Origin of the sequence: Helicobacter mehlei (genome assembly GCF_003660265.1) — a bacterium.
GTDB lineage: Bacteria > Campylobacterota > Campylobacteria > Campylobacterales > Helicobacteraceae > Helicobacter > Helicobacter mehlei.
In genome coordinates, this window is sequence record NZ_QXQP01000018.1 from 15,966 (window position 1) to 34,740 (window position 18,775).

At 45.8% G+C, this 18,775-nt stretch carries 21 protein-coding genes; 4 read left to right on the forward strand and 17 right to left on the reverse strand.

The features are described 5' to 3' along the window. Window positions 1–4 precede the first annotated feature (4 nt). Together EAO36_RS06385 and EAO36_RS06390 are read left to right on the forward strand one after the other, a co-directional pair. Window positions 5–979, forward strand: coding sequence for a hypothetical protein (locus EAO36_RS06385; RefSeq protein ID WP_120948658.1), 975 nt, complete (start codon window positions 5–7; stop codon window positions 977–979). Next, complete coding sequence (locus tag EAO36_RS06390) at window positions 976–2,877, forward strand: porin family protein (protein WP_120955861.1); 1,902 nt, start codon at window positions 976–978, stop codon at window positions 2,875–2,877. The genes EAO36_RS06385 and EAO36_RS06390 overlap by 4 nt, the downstream gene beginning before the upstream one ends. Here the strand turns inward: EAO36_RS06390 and mnmE are convergent, their stop codons facing one another. The 12 genes from mnmE to EAO36_RS06450 form a co-directional block, all read right to left on the reverse strand. Continuing rightward, window positions 2,878–4,242, reverse strand: a complete 1,365-nt coding sequence (gene mnmE, locus EAO36_RS06395) for a tRNA uridine-5-carboxymethylaminomethyl(34) synthesis GTPase MnmE (RefSeq protein ID WP_120955862.1) — start codon at window positions 4,240–4,242, stop codon at window positions 2,878–2,880. Beyond that, window positions 4,229–4,912, reverse strand: coding sequence for a Jag N-terminal domain-containing protein (locus tag EAO36_RS06400; RefSeq protein WP_120955863.1), 684 nt, complete (start codon window positions 4,910–4,912; stop codon window positions 4,229–4,231). The genes mnmE and EAO36_RS06400 overlap by 14 nt, the downstream gene beginning before the upstream one ends. A 1-nt stretch (window position 4,913) precedes the next feature. Next, window positions 4,914–6,587: a membrane protein insertase YidC gene (gene yidC / locus EAO36_RS06405; protein WP_120955864.1), complete on the reverse strand. Its 1,674-nt coding sequence runs from the start codon at window positions 6,585–6,587 to the stop codon at window positions 4,914–4,916. Then, window positions 6,574–6,915 (reverse strand): membrane protein insertion efficiency factor YidD, encoded by a 342-nt coding sequence (gene yidD / locus EAO36_RS06410; protein WP_120948742.1) that lies wholly within the window; start codon window positions 6,913–6,915, stop codon window positions 6,574–6,576. The genes yidC and yidD overlap by 14 nt, the downstream gene beginning before the upstream one ends. Further along, window positions 6,890–7,261 carry a ribonuclease P protein component gene (gene rnpA / locus EAO36_RS06415; protein WP_120948743.1) on the reverse strand — a complete coding sequence of 124 codons (372 nt, stop codon included), beginning with the start codon at window positions 7,259–7,261 and terminating at the stop codon, window positions 6,890–6,892. The genes yidD and rnpA overlap by 26 nt, the downstream gene beginning before the upstream one ends. A gap of 7 nt (window positions 7,262–7,268) precedes the next feature. After that, a complete protein-coding gene (gene rpmH, locus EAO36_RS06420) occupies window positions 7,269–7,403 on the reverse strand; it encodes a 50S ribosomal protein L34 (RefSeq protein ID WP_013890351.1) in 135 nt (44 codons plus the stop codon). Window positions 7,404–7,471: 68 nt separating this feature from the next. Next, complete coding sequence (locus EAO36_RS06425) at window positions 7,472–7,870, reverse strand: ExbD/TolR family protein (protein ID WP_120948744.1); 399 nt, start codon at window positions 7,868–7,870, stop codon at window positions 7,472–7,474. Further along, window positions 7,870–8,325, reverse strand: a complete 456-nt coding sequence (exbB, locus tag EAO36_RS06430; RefSeq protein ID WP_120948754.1) for a TonB-system energizer ExbB — start codon at window positions 8,323–8,325, stop codon at window positions 7,870–7,872. Before exbB ends, EAO36_RS06425 begins: the two co-directional genes overlap by 1 nt. A 29-nt stretch (window positions 8,326–8,354) precedes the next feature. Then, the gene (smpB, locus tag EAO36_RS06435; RefSeq protein ID WP_120948745.1) at window positions 8,355–8,816 is read right to left on the reverse strand and encodes an SsrA-binding protein; all 462 of its coding nucleotides are present in this window, start codon (window positions 8,814–8,816) and stop codon (window positions 8,355–8,357) included. Continuing rightward, on the reverse strand, window positions 8,813–9,586 hold the full coding sequence (locus tag EAO36_RS06440) for a 4-(cytidine 5'-diphospho)-2-C-methyl-D-erythritol kinase (RefSeq protein WP_162983110.1): 774 nt from the start codon (window positions 9,584–9,586) through the stop codon (window positions 8,813–8,815). Before EAO36_RS06440 ends, smpB begins: the two co-directional genes overlap by 4 nt. Beyond that, window positions 9,586–9,828 (reverse strand): carbon storage regulator, encoded by a 243-nt coding sequence (locus EAO36_RS06445; protein ID WP_104759116.1) that lies wholly within the window; start codon window positions 9,826–9,828, stop codon window positions 9,586–9,588. The genes EAO36_RS06440 and EAO36_RS06445 overlap by 1 nt, the downstream gene beginning before the upstream one ends. 11 nt (window positions 9,829–9,839) lie before the next feature. After that, complete coding sequence (locus EAO36_RS06450) at window positions 9,840–10,325, reverse strand: peptidylprolyl isomerase (RefSeq protein ID WP_120948747.1); 486 nt, start codon at window positions 10,323–10,325, stop codon at window positions 9,840–9,842. A gap of 71 nt (window positions 10,326–10,396) precedes the next feature. Here EAO36_RS06450 and EAO36_RS06455 point away from each other — a divergent pair, with 71 nt between their 5' ends. Next, window positions 10,397–11,137 (forward strand): hypothetical protein, encoded by a 741-nt coding sequence (locus EAO36_RS06455; RefSeq protein ID WP_120955865.1) that lies wholly within the window; start codon window positions 10,397–10,399, stop codon window positions 11,135–11,137. A 308-nt stretch (window positions 11,138–11,445) separates the two neighbouring features. Here the strand turns inward: EAO36_RS06455 and EAO36_RS06460 are convergent, their stop codons facing one another. The 5 genes from EAO36_RS06460 to EAO36_RS06480 form a co-directional block, all read right to left on the reverse strand. Further along, on the reverse strand, window positions 11,446–15,300 hold the full coding sequence (locus EAO36_RS06460) for an Eco57I restriction-modification methylase domain-containing protein (RefSeq protein WP_120955866.1): 3,855 nt from the start codon (window positions 15,298–15,300) through the stop codon (window positions 11,446–11,448). An 823-nt stretch (window positions 15,301–16,123) separates the two neighbouring features. After that, window positions 16,124–16,294, reverse strand: a complete 171-nt coding sequence (locus EAO36_RS08495) for a glycine zipper domain-containing protein (protein ID WP_162983271.1) — start codon at window positions 16,292–16,294, stop codon at window positions 16,124–16,126. Window positions 16,295–16,373: 79 nt separating this feature from the next. Continuing rightward, window positions 16,374–16,874, reverse strand: coding sequence for a lecithin retinol acyltransferase family protein (locus EAO36_RS06470; RefSeq protein WP_120955868.1), 501 nt, complete (start codon window positions 16,872–16,874; stop codon window positions 16,374–16,376). A 114-nt stretch (window positions 16,875–16,988) separates the two neighbouring features. After that, window positions 16,989–17,375, reverse strand: a complete 387-nt coding sequence (locus tag EAO36_RS06475) for a molecular chaperone DnaJ (RefSeq protein WP_120955869.1) — start codon at window positions 17,373–17,375, stop codon at window positions 16,989–16,991. Window positions 17,376–17,413: 38 nt separating this feature from the next. After that, window positions 17,414–17,773: a hypothetical protein gene (locus tag EAO36_RS06480; RefSeq protein WP_120955870.1), complete on the reverse strand. Its 360-nt coding sequence runs from the start codon at window positions 17,771–17,773 to the stop codon at window positions 17,414–17,416. A 151-nt stretch (window positions 17,774–17,924) separates the two neighbouring features. Here EAO36_RS06480 and EAO36_RS06485 point away from each other — a divergent pair, with 151 nt between their 5' ends. Further along, on the forward strand, window positions 17,925–18,680 hold the full coding sequence (locus EAO36_RS06485) for an SDR family NAD(P)-dependent oxidoreductase (protein WP_120955871.1): 756 nt from the start codon (window positions 17,925–17,927) through the stop codon (window positions 18,678–18,680). Window positions 18,681–18,775: the final 95 nt, after the last annotated feature.

Genomic DNA, 18,775 nt, shown 5'->3' on the forward strand with positions numbered 1-18,775 from the left:
GGCTATGATCACCCTAGACACGGCGGCTAATGCCAAGCTGGCGGTTTCTAATGCTAATGAGGGCACGATGATTGCTAAAATGCAAGAGCAGTTAAACCACATCACCCATTTACTAGAACTGGCCAAAAACCAAGTGGATACCCTCAAACAAGCCCAACAGTCCCTAAGAGAGACTCAAGAATTCATGCAAGCTAGCACACTCCCCCAATTAGAACCCATGCTCGTTGCTTTGCAGGGCGACCTAGAGCGCATGCAAGCCCACCAAAACCAGCTACAAGCCCTAAGCCAACGTTACGCCCAATTAGAACATGCCCAAATGGCACGCTGGCAACAAGAATGCCCATGGTTAGATTTTAGCAACGCCACCATTGCAGATTCCAACCACTATCAAGCCCGCAAAACCCAAAAACTTTTAGAAAATACCCACGTGGTTTTGAGTGCACCACATTTAAGCGCGCTCATCTGCCAAAAGCTCCAACAAATAGAAAAACAAGAGAATCACCATGCCCATCTCAAACGCATGCAAAAGGCTTTGCTAGCAGGTGATTTTAAGCAGTTTCAGACTCTCTCTCAAGCTAGGCAGGCAAATTTCGAACACGATCAGATTACCCAAGAGCAAGACTCACAAGCCAAACTTGCTCCACTTTCAAAACGCCTAGAACAACTGCATCAAGAACTCCCCAGCACGCGCCTAAGCACCCAATTAAGCCAGCTTAACACCCAGCTAGCCCAACAATTACAAAGTGCCCAAAATGAGCGCGATCAAGCGCGCGCCTATGCCCACTACCACCAAAGAGCCCAAAGTCTCCAGCTCGAACTACTCTTAGAGCTCACCCGCCATCTAAGCTTTTTAAATGAAACCATGTCGATGGGTGCTACTCTTTTAGCCCAGATTCAAAAGGTTTCTTCTCCCCACCTTGTATCTGAAAATTCCCCCAGTAAGCTGAATGCTTATGGATTTCCGGAGGTCTTCCCATGAATACACATAAAAATTGGTCTTTAGGTTTTTTGGGTCTGCTGAGTCTTTTGGGCGAAGAGATTTTTGCCCACCCCAAAGATGGCTACTTTGTGGAGGGTGGCTTGATGACGGGCTTGATTGAAACGCACGAATATCTAGAAGAAAGGTCCCCTTGTAGTGGGGTGGGGGTGATCTGCTCAGCATTATTCATGCGCAATGCCACACCGGTTTTTACGGCGGAAAATGTGCAATGGATAGATGGCAAAAGCAAGTTCCAACCCGTGCGTTTTAGCACGCTCAAGCCCATTAGTGTGGGTGTTGCCAACAATGCCCTGCAAATCAAAAACATGACCGCCTACAACCTAAAAAATGTTGCGGTCTTAATGAAGTTGCCCAATGGGCAAAAAGTCCAAGTCGCCACCATTGAAAACCTGCCCCAATTTACCCAAAGTGCGATCAAACTGCGCTATGCCCCCAAGATCGCCCAAAATGGCGGGAATGCGCAATCAGAATTTAGCATCGCCTCCTCAGCAACTTCAGATGCTGAGACAACCCGGATGCTCCAAGCACTTGAGCAAATCACGGTCAATATCCAAGGCCGATTCCAAAATGTGAATGGGAATGATGCTAGTGGTTCTTGGGGTCTCAACACGGTTGAAGATGCCAAGGGCTATACCAGTGCTTTTTTGAATTTAAGCTATCTGTTCAGCTCAAAAGAGTTTAAAAATGCGGTTTTAAACACGCAATTTAACTTCGCTAATGGGCCGGGGAATAATGGGGGCCTTGCCGAATCGGTGGCCATCCCTAGAAACTTTAACGGGACTTTGCAAGACTGGCAAAAGCAGTATAAACTCACCAACAAACAAGTCTATGACCAATACACTAGCGGAGCAAATGTGGCCATTGGTATTATTGGCCCTAATTCGGGGGCTGTCGTGGGGCTAGGGGGTCCATCTGTCTTTGGCGTGAAGCCCTATCTTTTAAATTTTAAAAACTCAGATTATAATTTTGGTCCCTTCCAAAATACTACGGAGGCAATGGACACCATCTTGCACGAATACGGGCATGTCATGGGTTATAGCCATGATGGGAACATGACCTACCCCAATGGGACTTTTAATTACAATGGGGGGCAAAAAAAATTTGATCTCAGTCAAAATGTAGTGAGTCCTTGCACCGCCACGCCCCCTGCGCAGTGCAATATCCCCAATGGGGCTTGGTATCAAATGGCACCAAATGATTACACAGCAGCGGGCATGATTGGGGTGGGCTCTAAAGTGTGGTCGCAATTAGGGCAGGCTGGTCAACTCCCCATCAATTATGACAAGATTGCCCAAATGAGCGCACCGACCTATCTCTCTAACTTTATGAAAACCTTAGAAAACATGACCTCTACCAACATCTCTAACAAGGCTGCCATTGTTGGCTTTAATCTCAAAGGCGGTTACCAACAATACTGGACCAACTGGTTTGGGCTCTCCTACTATGGCATTTTTAATTACAATTTCTCCAAAAAGACGGGCTTTATCAAAAGAATTAACCAAGTTGCTTTGGGCATGGGCGTGGATATGCTCTTTGATTTCACCACCACCTACACCCACCAACATTATAAGAATAAGAAAAACACCCGCAAACTCAAGGTGCTCAAGAGCTCCTTTGGGATTTTTGGCGGGCTTAGGGCGTTGTGGAAGGGCTATGCGCTCAACACCATCGCCTTTGCCAATAGCGGGAACTTAGATGTAGCCACAGGCTTTAATTACCGCTACAAACATTCCAAATACAGCATAGGGGTTGCTATTCCCTTAATCCCCATTAATCTTAAAGCCCGAATCAGTACCAGTCTTTTAGAAGGCTCATTACTCATCAAAGAGGGTCCTAGCCATTTCAATGTGTTTTTTAATTATGGCTGGATATTTTGATCACTTGCCCAGACAAAAGCTAGAAAAGAGGGTGTTAAGCAACTCCTCCACTTGGTAGGGTTGTGTGATCTGCCCCAAACTCTCTAGGGCATCTTTAAGGTGGTAGGAAAATAACTCTAGTTCTAGGCTTGCTAGCGTGTGGGTGGCACTTGTTAAATGCATGGTGGTCTGCTCTAGGGCTTGTTGCTGGGTCAGACTAGCTAGAATCACGCTTTCATTGGGATTATCCTCTTCAAAGAGGGGTTTTAGCAAGTCTTTTAGTAAGGGCAAGCAGGGTTGCTTGGTGTTGAGTTTGAGTGGGGGTAGGCTGGGGGGTAGGGCATTTAAAAGGGCTTGTGTGTCCAACTCTTGGGGGCAATCATCTTTGTTTAAAATCACACCTATTATTTTGTCTTGTTGTGCCCCCAAAAGCTCTAAAATATGCTGATCTTGGCTATCTAGGGGAGCAGAGAGATCAAAAAGGGCTAAAATAATATCACTCTCTTGCATGCTTTTTAAACTCTTGGCAATCCCTAGAGACTCGATTGCATCGCTGGCATGCCGGATGCCTGCCGTGTCAATGATTCTTAAACAACTCCCATAAAGGCTAATGATTTCCTCAATGGTATCTCTTGTGGTGCCCGCTATTGGGCTCACCAAAGCGCGTTCCTCTAAGAGCAAAGCATTTAAAAAGGAACTTTTGCCCACATTGGGCTTACCCACAATGCAGAGTTTATAGCCCTCCAAGCGTGTGCTTTGGGATTTGGAAATCTCTAAAGTGCTTTGTAATTGATCTAAGGTGGCTTGTAATTTTGCCTGCATGGTGCCGCTCAAATTAAGGGGTAAGTCCTCCTCGGCATAATCGATCAACACCTCGCTACTAGCCAGCAACTCTAAAAGAGCGGTGCGCGTGCTTTGTACGAAGTCTCTTAATGCACCTTTGAGTTGCTTGGCCATCATTTTAACACTTTTTTCGCTCTTAGCCTCAATGAGTCTTGCTAGTGCCTCCACTTGGGAAAAATCCAAGCGCCCATTTAAAAACGCCCTTTTGCTAAATTCGCCCGCTTGCGCCAAATACGCACCTTGCGCCAAACAAGCTTGCAAAATAAGCCGTGTTACCACGATCCCCCCATGGCATTGGATTTCCACGACCTCCTCACCCGTGTAGCTATGCGGGGCTTTGAAGTAAAGGGCTAGGCAGGTATCTAACAGATCGCCCTGTAAATCATGGATGCTCACCAGCGTGGCAAGTCTGGGGGTGAAATGCTCTCTATGCGTGAGCGCGCGTAAAATAGGCAAACTCAAAGCACCGCTCATTTTAACAATGGCAATCGCACCTTGTCCGGGCGTGGTTGCAATGGCGGCAATAGTGCTATTTGAAGTCATTAATCACAACAAAACGCTCATTACTGCTATTGGTTTGGCATGTGATGTGTTTGTTGGGGAAAGTTTCGCGCAGGCGTTTGAGGGCGATGTGGATCAGCATGCCATCTAGGGGCTTGGTCTGTGCCTTGCCCACTTCGTGGATTTGCATGATAATGCCTTGCAAATAGGACTCCATCATCTCCTCTTGATCTTTTAAGAAATGCGCCACTTCTAGGCGGACATTGTAGCCGTATTTTTGGTGAATCCAATTAAAGAGCAGATAAGATAAGGCATTGAATCGATACCCCTTTTCCCCAATTACCAACGCCGAATCGGGTCCGTTAAGCTCAATATAAAGCGTGTTGGAATCGCATAATTCCACTTTGATTTGATCGATTTGGTAGGGCAAATAGCTCAAAAGAGTGCATAATTCCTCTTTGATCTCGGCTACCTTGTCATTTTTATCGTCTAGGGGGGTGGCTTTGGGAGTGCACACAGGTAGGGGTGGGGGTGGAGGCTTGGGTTTTTCTTTGATACAAACCTCAATGATGGCTTCTTTTCTGCCAAAGCCCAAGAAACCATGCGCGGGGGCTTGGATGATCTCATATTGCAAGTCTAACACCGAACAGCCCAGCTCTGAAGAGGCTTTGATGATCGCTTCTTCTAGGGTTTTTGCATGGATTGTTTTCATATTAACCTTTGTTGTAGGTTGTGGGCTTATGTTCTTCGATTTGCTGGGCTTTGCGTTTCTCTAGAATTTGGTTGATCGCCCATTGTTGGAAAATAGAAAAGACATTGTTGATTGTCCAATAGAGCACCAGCCCGGCAGGGAAGGTGATGAGAAAGAGGGTGAAAAAGACCGGCAAGAGTTTAAAAATCTTAGCTTGCGTGGGGTCGGTGATAGTGCTAGGCGTGATGACTTGGTGGGCATACATAGACAAACCCATCAACAAGGGCAAAATCAAATAAGGGTCCATCACCGAGAGATCGTGAATCCACAAAATCCAGCCCGCACTCTTGAGTTCCACAGCGTTGTAAAGCACGCGGTAAATCGCAAAGAAGACGGGGATTTGCAAGAGCAAGGGCAAACACCCTCCCAAGGGGTTAGCCCCATGTTTTTTATAAAGTTGCATCAAGTGCATTTGCATTTTTTGGGGATCGCCCTTGTATTTTTCTTGAATCTCTTTCATCTTGGGCGTTAAATCTTTGATCTTTTGCATGCTCACCATGCCCTTATAGCTCAAGGGGTAGAGGATGACACGCACAATTAAAGTTAATAAAATGATCGCCCAACCCCAGTTGTGGGTGTAGCTATACAGATAGTCCAAGAGTAAAAACACGGGACGGGCAAAAAAGGTGATGATCCCATATTCCACCACATCGCCCAGTTCGGGAGCAATTTGTTTTAAGAGGCGGTGATCTTTGGGGCCAATATAGCCATGTAATTGCGTGTTGCCATTGAAAGAGACAAAGGGGAGAGGGTTTTTACTGCCTGCTTGGCTATCCACTAAGGCATTGAGATTTTTAGCAAAGAAAAGCGAAGTGTAGTAACGATCCACGCTGGCAATAAAGGCGACATTGTGGAAGGATTGGGTTTGCTTGACTTTGCCATCCTCAAGCTTTTCTAATTTGTCATCTTGAGTGCCTAAGAGCACGCCATGGAAGGCATACCCGTCTGCATCCGCCACAGGGCGCGAGCCATTGGAGAGAACATAGGCACTATTGAGCAACCCCCTTTTTGGCGTGATCTCAATTTTAAGATCATAGGTCAAATTGGGGTAAAAGGTGAGGATTTTTTTGAGCTCTAATTGGGGGAGCTCTTGGGTGAGCGTGAGGGTTTTAGCACTCTTGTTGATCTCAAGGGTGCTGGTGGAGGCGTGGTAACTTTGTTTGAAGGCTTCTTGATTGAGCGTTGTATCTACAAATCTGAGTTCTAGGGGTTTTAAAGCATCTATGCCTAGTAAGGGGAGTTTGCTTAGAGGTTCTAGGGGTTTTGGATTAAAGCCAAAGAGGCGTTTGAGGTGATCGATCAAATCCTCTTGTTTGGAGGCAATGAATTTTTTATTTTTTAAATAGACTTGGGCGATACGCCCTAAGTTGTCAATCTCAATCTCCATCTCTGCGGATTGCACCCGTGCAATGATGGGGCTTGTGGCATTGGGGGCTTGGATATTGGCGTTATGACTAGGGGCTTGGGGGGTGGAGCTACTGGCTGTGGGCGTGGTGGGTGCGCTATTACTTGGGGTTTGGTGTGTTGGGGTGGGCTTTTGGGTTGGGGTGGGTTGCTGGAAATAATAGCTATAAATGGTTAAAAAGATAAAGGAGAGCGCAACGGCTAGAATGAGTTTTAAATTATTGTCTTTCACTATGGACCTTGAGGATGTAGTAAGGGGAGGGGGTTTTGGGGTTTAAGGGCACTAAGAAATACGCCAAGGTAACTTCTTTGGGGGCGCAAAACATGGGTTGGATATGTTTAGAGCCAACAGGGTAGGCAATCCCGCCTGAAGTGTAGGGGTGGCAGGATAAAATGCGTTTGGCAATTTTATAGAGGGCTTTAGGGAGACTCTCACAATGGATGAGCCAAAGGGCATAAGCCGAACAAGTAGGGTAGTAGCGGCAACAAGCAGGCTTGAAAGCCGAAAAATACCTATAGAGACGCAGGAGTCTTTTAAGAAGTGGGGCTAAAAGAGCCATGTTTTCTCTTAACCTTTAGGGGTTTTGCCAAACAAGCCAGTATCTGTTCTTTTAATTCCTGATAGCTCAAGGTATCAATACCCGCTTTAGCTACAAATACAATGGCTTGTTTTTCTATGAGCGCATGCCTTAAGATCGCCCGCACGCGCCGTTTGATCAAATTACGGCAAACCGCATTCCCAACTTTTTTAGAAACACTCAAACCCAGCAGGGAGGCAGAGGGGTGGTTAAAAAAAACACCATGCTGGCCCAAGCGCAAGCAATGCATCACAAAGAGCGGGTGGTGTTTTTTAACACCCTTTTTATAGACATAGCTAAATTGTCGGGTTGTTTTTAACGATTGCACTCAACAATCAAACGGCGAGTTGTTTGCGGCCCTTTGCTCTCCTAGCATTGATCACCTTGCGCCCATTCTTGGTTTTCATGCGCACTAAGAAACCATGTGTGCGCTTGCGGGGGGTGTTGTGGGGTTGGTAGGTGCGCTTCATTTTAATCCTTTAAAAAACCAAAAAATATCGTGGCATTCTAGCCTAACTTCTCTAAAAACTATCTAAAATCACGGGTTTTTGTTCTTATCCTCGACTAAAATGTAAAGCTGGTTTAAGTGGTTGGTTTGCAACAAATCCACTACCTTAACAAAACTATCCAAATTGCTATCTTTATCGCCTTGTAAAATAATGGGCGTGTCTTTGGCATAGCCCCTTACAGTGCGCTTGAGCGTCTCAAAACTCACTTTTTGTTTGTTGAGGTAAAACTCGCCCTTATGCGAAATGGCGATATTGACTTGCTTTTTATTCAGCACATCTTGAGCATTGTCCGAACTTTTATCTACTTTGGGGATATTGATGGGCAACTTGGAGGTCTGCACAAAAGAGGCGGTGGTGAGCACAATTACCAAGAGCACAAGCATAATGTCGATAAAGGGAACGACATTCATGGAGTCTATTTTTTTCATCAGTCTATATCCAAGCGGTTATAGGAGTTTTCCTCTGTAGCGGGGTTGTGGTAGATGTCCCACTTGGTCATGATCACCTCACTTTTACGCACCAGCATGTTATAAATCACCACAGAGGGGATTGCCACAATCAAGCCCATACCCGTAGCTTTGAGCGCAAGAGCCAGACCGACCATGATTGCCTTAGTATCCACCGCACCCGTATTGCCCAAATCAATAAAAGTGAGCATGATCCCCGTAACGGTCCCTAACAACCCGATGTAGGGCGCATTCGAGCCAATGGTCGCCACCAAAGTTAAACGGCGGTGCAAATCAAGTTCTAATTTGCGTTTGTCCATGTAATCATCCACCCGCATGGTGGCATAAAACCACACCCGCTCAATGCCAATGGCGATCACAATCACTGAGAGGAATGCCAAAAATCCTAAAATCCCATATTCCACCATTTCTTTCATCAAAGTCCAAGAACCCATCATATCTTTCATCAAGAACCTTTAGCGTGATTTTTAAAGGCCATTTTAGCATCTATTTCCAACGCCTTTTTCTTCATGTCCTCCCTTTTGTCATAAAGCTTTTTCCCTTTAACCAAAGCAATTTGGAGTTTGACACGGTTTTTTTGGTTAAAATACAATTTCAACGCCACAATGCTCAAGCGTTGTTGCCCCACTTGGTTAAACCACTTGCGTAATTGCTTTTTGTGCAAGAGCAACTTTCTAGAACGCCTCTCATCAGGTCTGTAGTAGGTGTTTGTATTTGCCAAGTGCGCCACATGCATGCCAAATAAAAAAGCCTCACCGCGCACGATCCTAACAAAATTATCCTTTAAATTCACCCTACCCATTCTAATCGCCTTGACCTCAGAACCTGCCAGCACAATCCCCGCCTCTAGACTTTCTAAAATCTCATAATCAAAGTAGGCCTTTTTATTGCGCACGACCTCTTTCATGCACTCCCCTTAAGCGTAAAAAAGCTACCCCCACTCCCGCTAAAAAACCAATGTGGGGGTAATTGCTTGTCCAGTTGCGCTAGCTTGGGATAAGCTTTTAATGCGGGGGTGAGCAGATCATTTAAGGCACTACGACCATATTTTTTTAGTAGTTGGTCGCTAGGCAAATGCATACCCCCAAAGGGGCTGGTCTTTTCAAAGAGGGCATAAACCCTAGCGGTTTGGCAAGCCATGGGGGGGGTTAAAATCTCCCACTCTAGTGGGGGTTCTTCAAAGGGGCTGACCCATTCGCCCCGACCATAGACATGCGCACTTGGATAACCCGAAATAAAAAAATTCACATCGCTCCCCACCTGTGCCCCGATTGCATAGCATTCAGGCAAGCTCAAATCTAGGTTTAAATGCCTATTGAGCTGGGCTAAGAGCACGCCCGCATCCGCACTCCCCCCGCCTAAGCCCGCTTGGGTGGGGATGTGCTTTTCGACCTCTACATGGAGGGTATCCAGGAGTTTTAAAAGGCTGGGGGGGGTTTGTTTAGCCTGCAAGTGGCACTTTAAGACTTGGAGCATTTGATAAATGGTGTTCTCTTGCAAAGCACAACCAAAATTACCCTTAAGGGCAAATGCCGATCCGGCTTGGATAGATACAAAATCCTTAAAGGTATTTTTCACCAGCACAAGCCTAGAAATCAAGGTGTGATAACCCCCATGTAGCCCTAAGATTTTTAAAAAGACATTGATCTTAGGATAGACCTCAAAACTAAAGGGGATCACTTCAATTTACCCAGTTGGATGGATTGCCCCATACCCACCAACACCTCATCGCTCACCGCTTGGGAAGCCTTTTGATTCTCAGAGGCAACTGCTTCTTTAAGCTCAGAGCGCAAGATTAAGGTATGGGCTGGGGCTTGGAAACCTAATTTGACATTGCCCTTGTCAATGGAAACCACCTTGATATAAATATCCTCCCCAATCACCACCCCCTCGCCTAGCTTTCTGGCCAAAATTAACACGGCATCTTGCCTTATTCTGCGCTAATTTGCACGCTCTCCATCACATCGCCCTGTTTGAGAGAATCGAGCACCTTGAGGCTTTGTTCATCTTCAATCTGCCCAAATACTGTGTGTTCCCCATCCAAATGGGGTTGGGGTGCAAAACACAAGAAAAACTGACTCCCCCCGGTATCGCGCCCCGCATGCGCCATGGACAAAGCCCCTCTCTTGTGTTTGTGGGGGTTATTTTGCACCTCGCATTTAATGCGGTGTCCCGGACCACCTGTCCCACTCCCATAAGGGCAACCTCCTTGGGCGACAAAGCCGGCGATCACGCGGTGGAAACTTAGACCATTGTAAAAGCCCTCATTAGCCAAAGTGGCAAAATTGCTCACCGCTTGGGGCGCGTCTTTACCAAATAGGCGGATTTTGATTGCCCCCTTATTGGTGTGGATTGTGGCGTAATTGTAAGTGGCTAAGACTTGGGGTTCTAGATTGTAAGTTTTGAGTGTCTCCATGAAATCCTCTTAAAGTTAAAAGATTCGGACATTTTACCGATTTCAACTTAATTTATCAGCATGGGGCGTGTATGCGGGCATTGGCGGTTATCTTGGGGTTGTTGGCACTGGGGGCATTGCAGGCTGATGGGATCAACACCTCCTTAATCCACCCAGCTAAAAAAGTCAAAACCCCCCAAAAAACCGCCCCCAAAAACAACCAACAAAAATCTCCCAAATCTGCTCCTACTGAGCGTTGGATTTATAGCAGTGCATTTTTAACCGCCTATTTTAGCGATGGGCATTACAAACAAGGCTATGGGCTCTTGTTGCCAAATGGGAATTACTTGAGTGCCTCTAGCTTGGTCTTTGATCAAGGTATGTATGCCCAAACCATCATGGCTAGAATGCAGGATGATAGCGCGCCCTTGCTCATCTGCGTTGCCCGCCTACGCCTTAAAGCCATCGATCGCAACCGCGGACTCTCCCTCTTGGGCACGCATGTTTTCACCAATGATAATTGCCAAGTGCGCCCCGAGAGTTACTACCATGCCCGCATTTACAAAAAATACGCCCAAAACCTCCTAGCCCATAGCCAGACACCCAGCACAAAAACCCTCTACTACCCCCAAGTAGGCTCTAAAAACGCCTTTGAAGTCCAAAACTTACATAACCCTTCTAGTTTGCAAGATACCCCCCTTGGCCGCCCCCTTTTTGATGCGCATGGAGTCTTCATGGGCATGCTTGGTGGTGGGCAAAATCAAATTAAAGTCATTAAAAGAGGGGTGATCATCGACTTTTTGCGCGCCATGCAAAAACGCAAATTGCTTTAATTCCATTTTACTTTAATTTTTTAGTTATAATTGCGTCTTATGGCGCACATGGTGGTCTGCTTTGGGTCATTTGGAGAATAAGACTTAGAGCTTAGGGTCGGGGGGATAGTGGGTGATCCCCCGGAAAGGAGATCGCCATGCAAAAAATGCTGATAATTCTAGCGTTGATGGTACTCTTCACCCAATACCTCCGCTAAAGCGAACGCCCCCTTTGGGGGCAGTTGCGCTAGGATTATTGTGCCATAAGTTTTTAAATTTTGCGCTTAGGCAAACCTTCAATGAGCAAGCTTTCAGTTTAAGGCAAGCTTTCAGCTTGCTTCCCACAAACTCTTTAAAAGGGCGATAAACCCCGGTTGTTTGTTTTTCAAAACTCTAAAGGAGTCTAGCAGGTGCAAGAATTGATCGCGGCTTAAACCATAGACATCGCGCGCGATGGTGATGTCTAGCTGGGCGCGTTTGGTGTGATAAAGCTTAGAGGTTTTGGGCACATCTAGGGGGGTTTTAAACAGGCGGGCTAGATCGCTAAAATGCCCGTTGGTGTCGTGATAAAGCTGGCATTCTAACGCGCTTTGGGCGATAGCCAAGTAAAGGGGGTTGGTTTTGATCTCTTCAAGGCTAGGCTGGGGGAGGGGGAGCTCATAGAGGTAAATTTTGCTGATATTCATTTGAGAATGCAGGCGCAAGAGAAAATCCACTACCAAAGAGTTAAGCACTCCCAAAGTAAAGAGAGTTTGCAGAGGGTGGGTTTCTACTATGCCCTCTTTAGTGTAAGTGTAGGGCACGCTTAAATACATGCTATGCCCCGCGCTACAGCCCTTAGGGATCAAACTCACAATCAAGCTTCTTTCATCGGTATCCCTAGCAATCCCCCGATACCCCAACCTCAAATATTGATACTCATAGGCAATCGCCCCGCTATACCCCCCCTTTTTAGCGCGGTGCTCTTCTTTGCTTTTTAGTCTCTCTTGCAACGCTCCTAGCTCCACACCATAGCGGGGCGGGGCAAACTCTGCATTGAATTGGTGGATGTGTTTGCCCTCAAGCAAGGGCAAAAGCGCAGCTTTTGCTAGCGGGGCTGTTTGGGTTTTACTCTGTGTGTCTATGGGGATAAACAAGTCTTTATCCCCTGTCATGTGTAACTCGGATCTAAAATCTAGCCACATTTGGGGTTTGAATAAATCCTTATCCCCGCTCATGTCCAACTCACGCCTAAAATTGAGCCACCCCTCATTGAGCCTTGCAAATTGAGAAGCACAATGCTCTAAAATCTCTAAATCTAGCGCGCTTCTGACCTCTTTGAGCGCGCATTTAGCAGAGTTTAACAGAGATTGAAGGGGGATTAAAAGGGGCTTTGTGCTTTGGATCTGTTCTAGGTCTTCTAAATAAAAGAGGGCTTTGATGGGGTGATCTTTAGAGCAGGCTAGAGCGCGCACGCCTAAAAGGGCGAATTTGTAACGGCTATCTACATCTTTAAAAATCCCTTGGCGGTTTTCAAAACTATAGAAAAACTCTAGGGTGTGCTTTTCTAGTAGCCTCTTTCTTAAGCCCAAACTCCCCTCTTCAAGCATGAGCGCACTAGGGATCACCACGCACAAGCGCCCCTTAGAGCCAAGCAGGCTTAAATGGCGTTCTATAAAGAATCTAAACAGATTGCCATCGCCTGCCCCCCGGCTGTTAGGATAATGGGCTTTGTAATAGGCGTTGGTGGTTTGGATGTGGGCTTGTTGTGTGTCAAACTCCCTTTTGATGTAGGGTTTTGCTAGGGCATTGGTTTTAAACTCTTGCTTTTGGGCAAGGCTAAAGGTGCGGTACGCGCTTCTAAACGCGCTAAAAAACTCGCTTTCATCAAATTTGCTCTTCTCCCAAGGGGGGTTGCCAATGATGGCGTCAAAGCCGCTATGTTTTAAGGCAAAGAGCCCGCCACTCCCGCTGGCAATTTCGGGGAACTCTATTTCGTAGTTGAAAAATCTAAACTCTTGGGCGTGGGCTTGTATGCATTCTTTGACATCGCGATACTCGGGGGTGTGTAATTGCTCTAGCCCCACGCCCTCTAGCCCTTTGGCGCGTCTTTGCCAAAACTCTTTGAGGGCGGGGTCTGCTTTGTGGGCGATGATCTCTTGGGTGTTGTAGAAGTTAAGATAGAGATTGAGCTGGTCTAGGTGGGGCTGGATTTGGGCATAGAGGGCTTTAGAGTGGGCGATCTCCTCTTTGGTGCTGTCTTTGGTGTTGGCAAGCTGGCTAAAGAGGGTTTTTAGGGTTTCAAATTCTTTAAAGAAATTCTCATTAAAGAGTCTCCCGCTTTTGCCCAAAAACTCTTCAAATGCGCTAAGGGAGCAACCCATCAACGCGTTGCCGCACTTGATATGGTGTTCTAAGAAACTCAAAGGCGTGCCAAAGACAAAGCTATCAATCCAAAGGGAGAGTTTGGCTAACTCTATGCTAAAGGGGTTAATATCCACCCCATAGATCATTTTCTTTAAAAGCAGGCGTTTTAAAATGGCGGCTTCATCTGCTTGGTAGCCGGGGATATAGCGTTGGGCTTGTTGCTCAATGAGGGCTTTTTCTTGCTCAAAGGGGGTTTGTAGGGCGGGATAGTTGTGTTCTAAAGCCTTTTGGCTGGCAAGGTTTAACGCTTCAATGAGAAACGCCCCGCTCCCACAGGCGTTGTCTAAAATCTTAAACTCTAAGATGTTTTCATTGTTTAAATCGGCTAGGGCGTGTTGCACTAAGGTTTTGGTGATGTCCTCATGGGTGTAAAAACTCCCGCTGGATTTTCTAGAATTAGAGGTGTTTTTGAGATAAATCTGTCCTTTGGGGTAGTCTTGGCTGGATGTGATCTTTTCTTGCTTTTCTAAGAGAATTTTATCGTGGTTATCGTAGTAGCCCTCACTTTTTTGCGTTTTACAATAGTGGATTTCTTCTGTAGCGATGGCAAAGAAATAGGACATCAAGCCCTCATAAATGCTCCCTAAATGCACCACGCTTAGAGTGGCATAGCCCCGTTTGCAATCCTCGTAGTAGAAGAGATGGGTGAGGATTTTTTTTAAAAGGGAGTCGCTAATGATCTTGCCTGCTTTAAAAAGTTGCGTTTTACTAGGCTCAAAGAGTCCGCCATCAAAAAGGGGCATGGCGTAATTTTCATTGCCTTCATTGTAGATGCTAAAGAGTTGTTCTAATTTGCCCATGCCATAGTAGGTCTGTGGGTCGTCCTCTAGCCATTCTAAGATGTTATGGATACTCAAATGTTTGCCAAACCCGCTATGTTTTTTGAGCAAATCCTCAAACTTGTCTTCAAAGTAGGCGATGAAAAGCAGTCTAAAGAGAAAATAGAGGGTGTTTTGATAGATGTCTTCTAGGGGGGCTTGTGGGTGGCGCGCGTGCAAAGCCACCCCGATGTCCTCAAACAAAGAGAAGGTATAGCCTTCTGTGCCATAGATGAGATTTTTTAAGTCTTCTTCAATGTCTGTTTTCTTTTCATCATTGGCTTTTAAGGCTGCCCCCATTATGGTGGTAGGCTCTTTGCGATCCTTTGGGGTTTCTTGGGGCAAAAAGTTAGCGGCGTTGAAAATGTGGTAAAAGTAGAGAAAATGCTCCAAGTCTTGGGTTTGCAAGATGGCTTCTAAATTGATCTCAAAAAAGACCTTATTATAGGTGGGGGTGGTCGCGTCATAAAAACGCCACACCCTCCCATTGGTCAAAAAGCCATAATTGTGTCTTAAGGCGTTGAGATAGTGCAAAATTTGGTAATGGGGATTGTGCGCGGGGGTTTTTTTACCGCTATCCACCTCCACACTATACGCCTTGCTCTCACAGATCACGCTAAAAAAGGCGTTGCTGGCGTATCTTTCTGTTTTGTCTAGGGCTTGGTAGGCTTGTTTTAACTCTGGGCTTGCAAAGAGTAAAAAGTCCGGTTTTTCTAATTTGCCTTGAATACTCTTTTCTTCTTGGCGCAAATACGCCCAACCCAAGAGGTCTAGCACTTTGGCGATGAAGTGATCTTCAAACTGGTGTTCATTGCTGGTTTTAAAGTGGGGTAGATTGAGGGCTGTAATTTTCTCTAGGACTTCTTTAGCTTGCTCTTGTGTCTGTGCAAAATTGTAGAGTTTGGGGAGTTCTTGCTCTAGGGTGTAGGGGGTGAAGAGGGTGTTGTGGAAGTAAAACATGGGAGACTCCAAAAGGGGTATTTTAGCAGAAAAATGGGGGTTAAGAGGTTAAGTGGCGCGCTCACATTTATAAAATCCTATTTCCTTAGGGTGGATTTTTAGAGAAGCGTCTTTGGAAAAATCAACATTGTAGATGCACACGCTAGATTTTATGTATAGCCTTTCGCTATATTTGGTTTTTAGCTTTGGGCAGGGTAGCTTGTTGGCAATCTTTGTTCCACCCCAAGGGTATATCCCTTAATTGCGGGGCAGATGTTAGCACAAGGTCGCTAATGCTAGGCAACTATCCGCTGTTTATGGGCTTTGGGGCGCGGTTGGTAATGGAAGAATGTTCAGCACAACCCCCTTATATGCCTCTATTTTTTAGGAGGGTGTCTAATAGCTATGGTGTTTGCCTTGACATTAAATTCCTCATCAGTACGGGGGTTATGGCTAGAGCACACGGGGACAATCCACCACTTCCCCCCATACAATTCCTCAATTTTGACATGCGCTCCCCGGTCGGCATTTGTAGAACACCAATATTGACAGCATGGGAGAACCTTATTTTCAAGCTCCTCTTTGTCTTTGTTGGGGTAGCGTATTTTTTTGTAATAGAAAATCCAAGAAGAGTAGCCAAAATCGCTCGCTTTAGAGTCCCCGCTCCCCCTGACATGTTTGGCGATCTCCTCATCAATCGTAATAATCTGTGGGGTGTCTTGATTGGCGCGCTACACAGACGCGCCCACCAGCCCCGCCATAAAATCCAAAATACCCATTTTGCTCCTTTGATTGTACAAATCATTAAAGAGTGAACGCTAGAATCCCGATATGCGCGTAGGTCTTAGACCCTAGACATAAACCAAGAAAAAATAGCTCCAATCACTGCGCCTATGAGTGTCCCTAAACCGGGTATTATAAAACTACCAATAATGCCCCCTATGATGATCCCGGGCAACATATCCTCTAAAAGGTCTTTTAAAAACTCTAAAAGTTTTTGAAAGAGGTTAAACATAGGCACACCTCCCGGTTTGGGTTCAACCTACTAATAAAACAGGCGCGGCTTGGCAATTCATAAATGCCACCTAATGTCCTTACTTATCCAAACGCCTCCAGCAGTCCATGCCAATATGTTTCGCCACCTCTTTAGAAGGTTTGCGTGTACGCACCTCATCTTGCTTGATTCCTGTTAAGCACTCCACAATAAAACCATGGCAGTTATGCTTAAACAAGTTGTAGTCTCTCTTTTCACCAACACACTTTTCTGCATAGGCGGCTGCTCTTTCACAACCTACTGCACTCGTGCCTTTGGATGAAACAAGAATAGTCCAACCAGGAGCGAACTTATCAAATGGCTCTTTTTCTATGCTACTAGTACTAGTCTTACCCGTCAAATGTACAACCTCCCCGTTCCCTACATAAATCCCTGTATGCGCTAAATTGAACATATCGTGCCAAACAATGCTTCCCCGTACAGGTTTAACGGGAGTACCGTCCCTGTATGTGTCAAAATCATCCAAAAACACCTCATAAAACGCATCAACGACTGCTGCTCCTACAAACCCCGCCAATGGTGCAAGAATAAAAGGCAACATCTCTACCTCCTAACTTTTTTTGTTGTCTCCTGACTTCTTAACTGCCTCTTCAACTGCCTTTGATGCCAATGTCCCCACCAATGCTCCAATCACAAAGGGCAACACTTTCTCCCCCTAATCCAACAACTTCAACGCTTCTTGATAAAGCGCAAAATTTTTCACCACCCAATCTTTGAGTTGATCGACTTTTTGGGGTGATACGCCCATTTCTTTAGCATAAGAGTAGATCGTATCTCTCTCATTATCATGCCAACGGCTATCGGCTAGAGCCACAGAGGTGAGCTCTAGTAAGGTGGCATGTTTGGCGTGGTTAGTGGTGAAAAGTTTGCCCAGAGTGTTTAAAGGCACTTCTTTTTCAGAAATGCCATATTCGCATTGCTTTTTGATCGTATCCAACGCGCCTAGTTGCAATTCGTGCAACACTCCATCGGCTTCAATGACTTTCCTAGCCAAATACAAGAACACTTGTTGTTGCTCAACGCTTAAATCTTGGATAAACATGTTTGCTCCTTTGTTGTTGTTTTAATCACGCTCCCCACTCACCCAAAAATAGACGCCCAAAACCCCTTTTCTTGAGATTTCTTCAAATTTTGTGGCACGGCTCTAGTCCACTTTTTAACAACCCAAGAGGGGTCGTTGGGTCGTGGGGGGTTGTGACTAGAGCACACCGGCACTATATAGTACTTGTTGCCGATACGATCCACTTTGATATGTGCGCCTATGCTAGCACTTTGATTACATTCAATATTGCAACAAATGGGATTGGAATCGCCTGAATAGATTTTGTAAAATTCAATCCATGTTTTAGCTTGGGGGTTAGGTATATAGTCGCTAGTCCCGCCAAGGTGCTTGACTTTCTCTTCTCCAAGCGTTTCATAGATCAACTCTTGCTCAGCCATGTAGCACTCCTTTTCTGTAAGACTAAAAAGGCAACCGCATTTTAGCGAGAGAGAGAGTCAAGGGGTAGAATATTTAAAAAAGGGGTGGTGTGCTCATTTGTCTAAAGGCGATCTTTTTGCGCTACGCTATGAGCATTTAGCAGAGGTGTATATGAAAAATATCTTAGTAACTGGGGCGACATCTGGGTTTGGCAGAGCGATCGCGCTGGCATTTATCAAGGCAAATTATTTTGTGGTGGGATTGGGCAGACGCAAAGAGCGTTTAGCAGAACTAGAAAAGGCGTATCCTACGCAGTTTAAGCCCCTTTGCTTGGACATACAAAACAAGCAAGAGCTAGAAGCGGGGATTCAAAATACCTTGCAAGAAAAACCCATTCATTTATTAGTGAATAATGCGGGCTTGGCTTTAGGGTTAGACAAGGCATTTTGTGCGCATTTAGATGATTGGGAGACCATGATAGAGACTAATATCAAGGGCTTGGTGCATATCACGCGCCTAGTTTTGCCCTCCATGGTAGAGCGCAATGAGGGGCATATCATTAATATGGGCTCGATTGCGGGGACTTATCCCTATCCGGGCGGGAATATTTACGGCGCGACTAAGGCGTTCGTCAAGCAATTTTGCCTGAATTTGCGCGCGGATTTAGCCGATACAAAAATCCGTGTGAGCAATGTGGAACCCGGATTGTGCGGGGGGACTGAGTTTAGCCATGTGCGCTTTAAAGGCGATGTGCAAAGAGCAGAGGAGTTATACGCCCATGTGCCCTATGTGAGCCCTGAAGATATTGCTAATGTGGTGCTGTGGATATTTGAGCAACCCGCGCATGTCAATATCAACCGCATCGAGGTGATGCCCGTAGCCCAAACCTTTTCTTCTCTGTATGTCTCTAGGACGCTAGAGGATTAAGCCCCTCCTAAGCTTTAAAATCCTATAATTGCGTTTTGCCAAAGTTAAAGCGGTTTAAAAATCCGAAGGTTTAAAGACCGAAGCGGTTTTAAAAA

Excerpts from the sequence above, each read along its gene's own strand:
- yidD (WP_120948742.1), bottom strand. The coding sequence starts at position 6,915 with ATGGCTCTTTTAGCCCCACTTCTTAAAAGACTCCTGCGTCTCTATAGG.
- EAO36_RS06385 (WP_120948658.1), top strand. The coding sequence starts at position 5 with ATGATCACCCTAGACACGGCGGCTAATGCCAAGCTGGCGGTTTCTAAT.
- smpB (WP_120948745.1), bottom strand. The coding sequence starts at position 8,816 with ATGAAAGAGGTCGTGCGCAATAAAAAGGCCTACTTTGATTATGAGATT.
- rpmH (WP_013890351.1), bottom strand. The coding sequence starts at position 7,403 with ATGAAGCGCACCTACCAACCCCACAACACCCCCCGCAAGCGCACACAT.
- EAO36_RS06400 (WP_120955863.1), bottom strand. The coding sequence starts at position 4,912 with ATGAAAACAATCCATGCAAAAACCCTAGAAGAAGCGATCATCAAAGCC.
- EAO36_RS06455 (WP_120955865.1), top strand. The coding sequence starts at position 10,397 with ATGCGGGCATTGGCGGTTATCTTGGGGTTGTTGGCACTGGGGGCATTG.
- EAO36_RS06480 (WP_120955870.1), bottom strand. The coding sequence starts at position 17,773 with ATGGCTGAGCAAGAGTTGATCTATGAAACGCTTGGAGAAGAGAAAGTC.
- EAO36_RS06450 (WP_120948747.1), bottom strand. The coding sequence starts at position 10,325 with ATGGAGACACTCAAAACTTACAATCTAGAACCCCAAGTCTTAGCCACT.
- exbB (WP_120948754.1), bottom strand. The coding sequence starts at position 8,325 with ATGAAAGAAATGGTGGAATATGGGATTTTAGGATTTTTGGCATTCCTC.
- EAO36_RS06390 (WP_120955861.1), top strand. The coding sequence starts at position 976 with ATGAATACACATAAAAATTGGTCTTTAGGTTTTTTGGGTCTGCTGAGT.
- EAO36_RS06460 (WP_120955866.1), bottom strand. The coding sequence starts at position 15,300 with ATGTTTTACTTCCACAACACCCTCTTCACCCCCTACACCCTAGAGCAA.
- EAO36_RS06470 (WP_120955868.1), bottom strand. The coding sequence starts at position 16,874 with ATGTTGCCTTTTATTCTTGCACCATTGGCGGGGTTTGTAGGAGCAGCA.
- EAO36_RS06475 (WP_120955869.1), bottom strand. The coding sequence starts at position 17,375 with ATGTTTATCCAAGATTTAAGCGTTGAGCAACAACAAGTGTTCTTGTAT.
- EAO36_RS06485 (WP_120955871.1), top strand. The coding sequence starts at position 17,925 with ATGAAAAATATCTTAGTAACTGGGGCGACATCTGGGTTTGGCAGAGCG.
- EAO36_RS06425 (WP_120948744.1), bottom strand. The coding sequence starts at position 7,870 with ATGAAAAAAATAGACTCCATGAATGTCGTTCCCTTTATCGACATTATG.
- EAO36_RS08495 (WP_162983271.1), bottom strand. The coding sequence starts at position 16,294 with ATGTTTAACCTCTTTCAAAAACTTTTAGAGTTTTTAAAAGACCTTTTA.
- mnmE (WP_120955862.1), bottom strand. The coding sequence starts at position 4,242 with ATGACTTCAAATAGCACTATTGCCGCCATTGCAACCACGCCCGGACAA.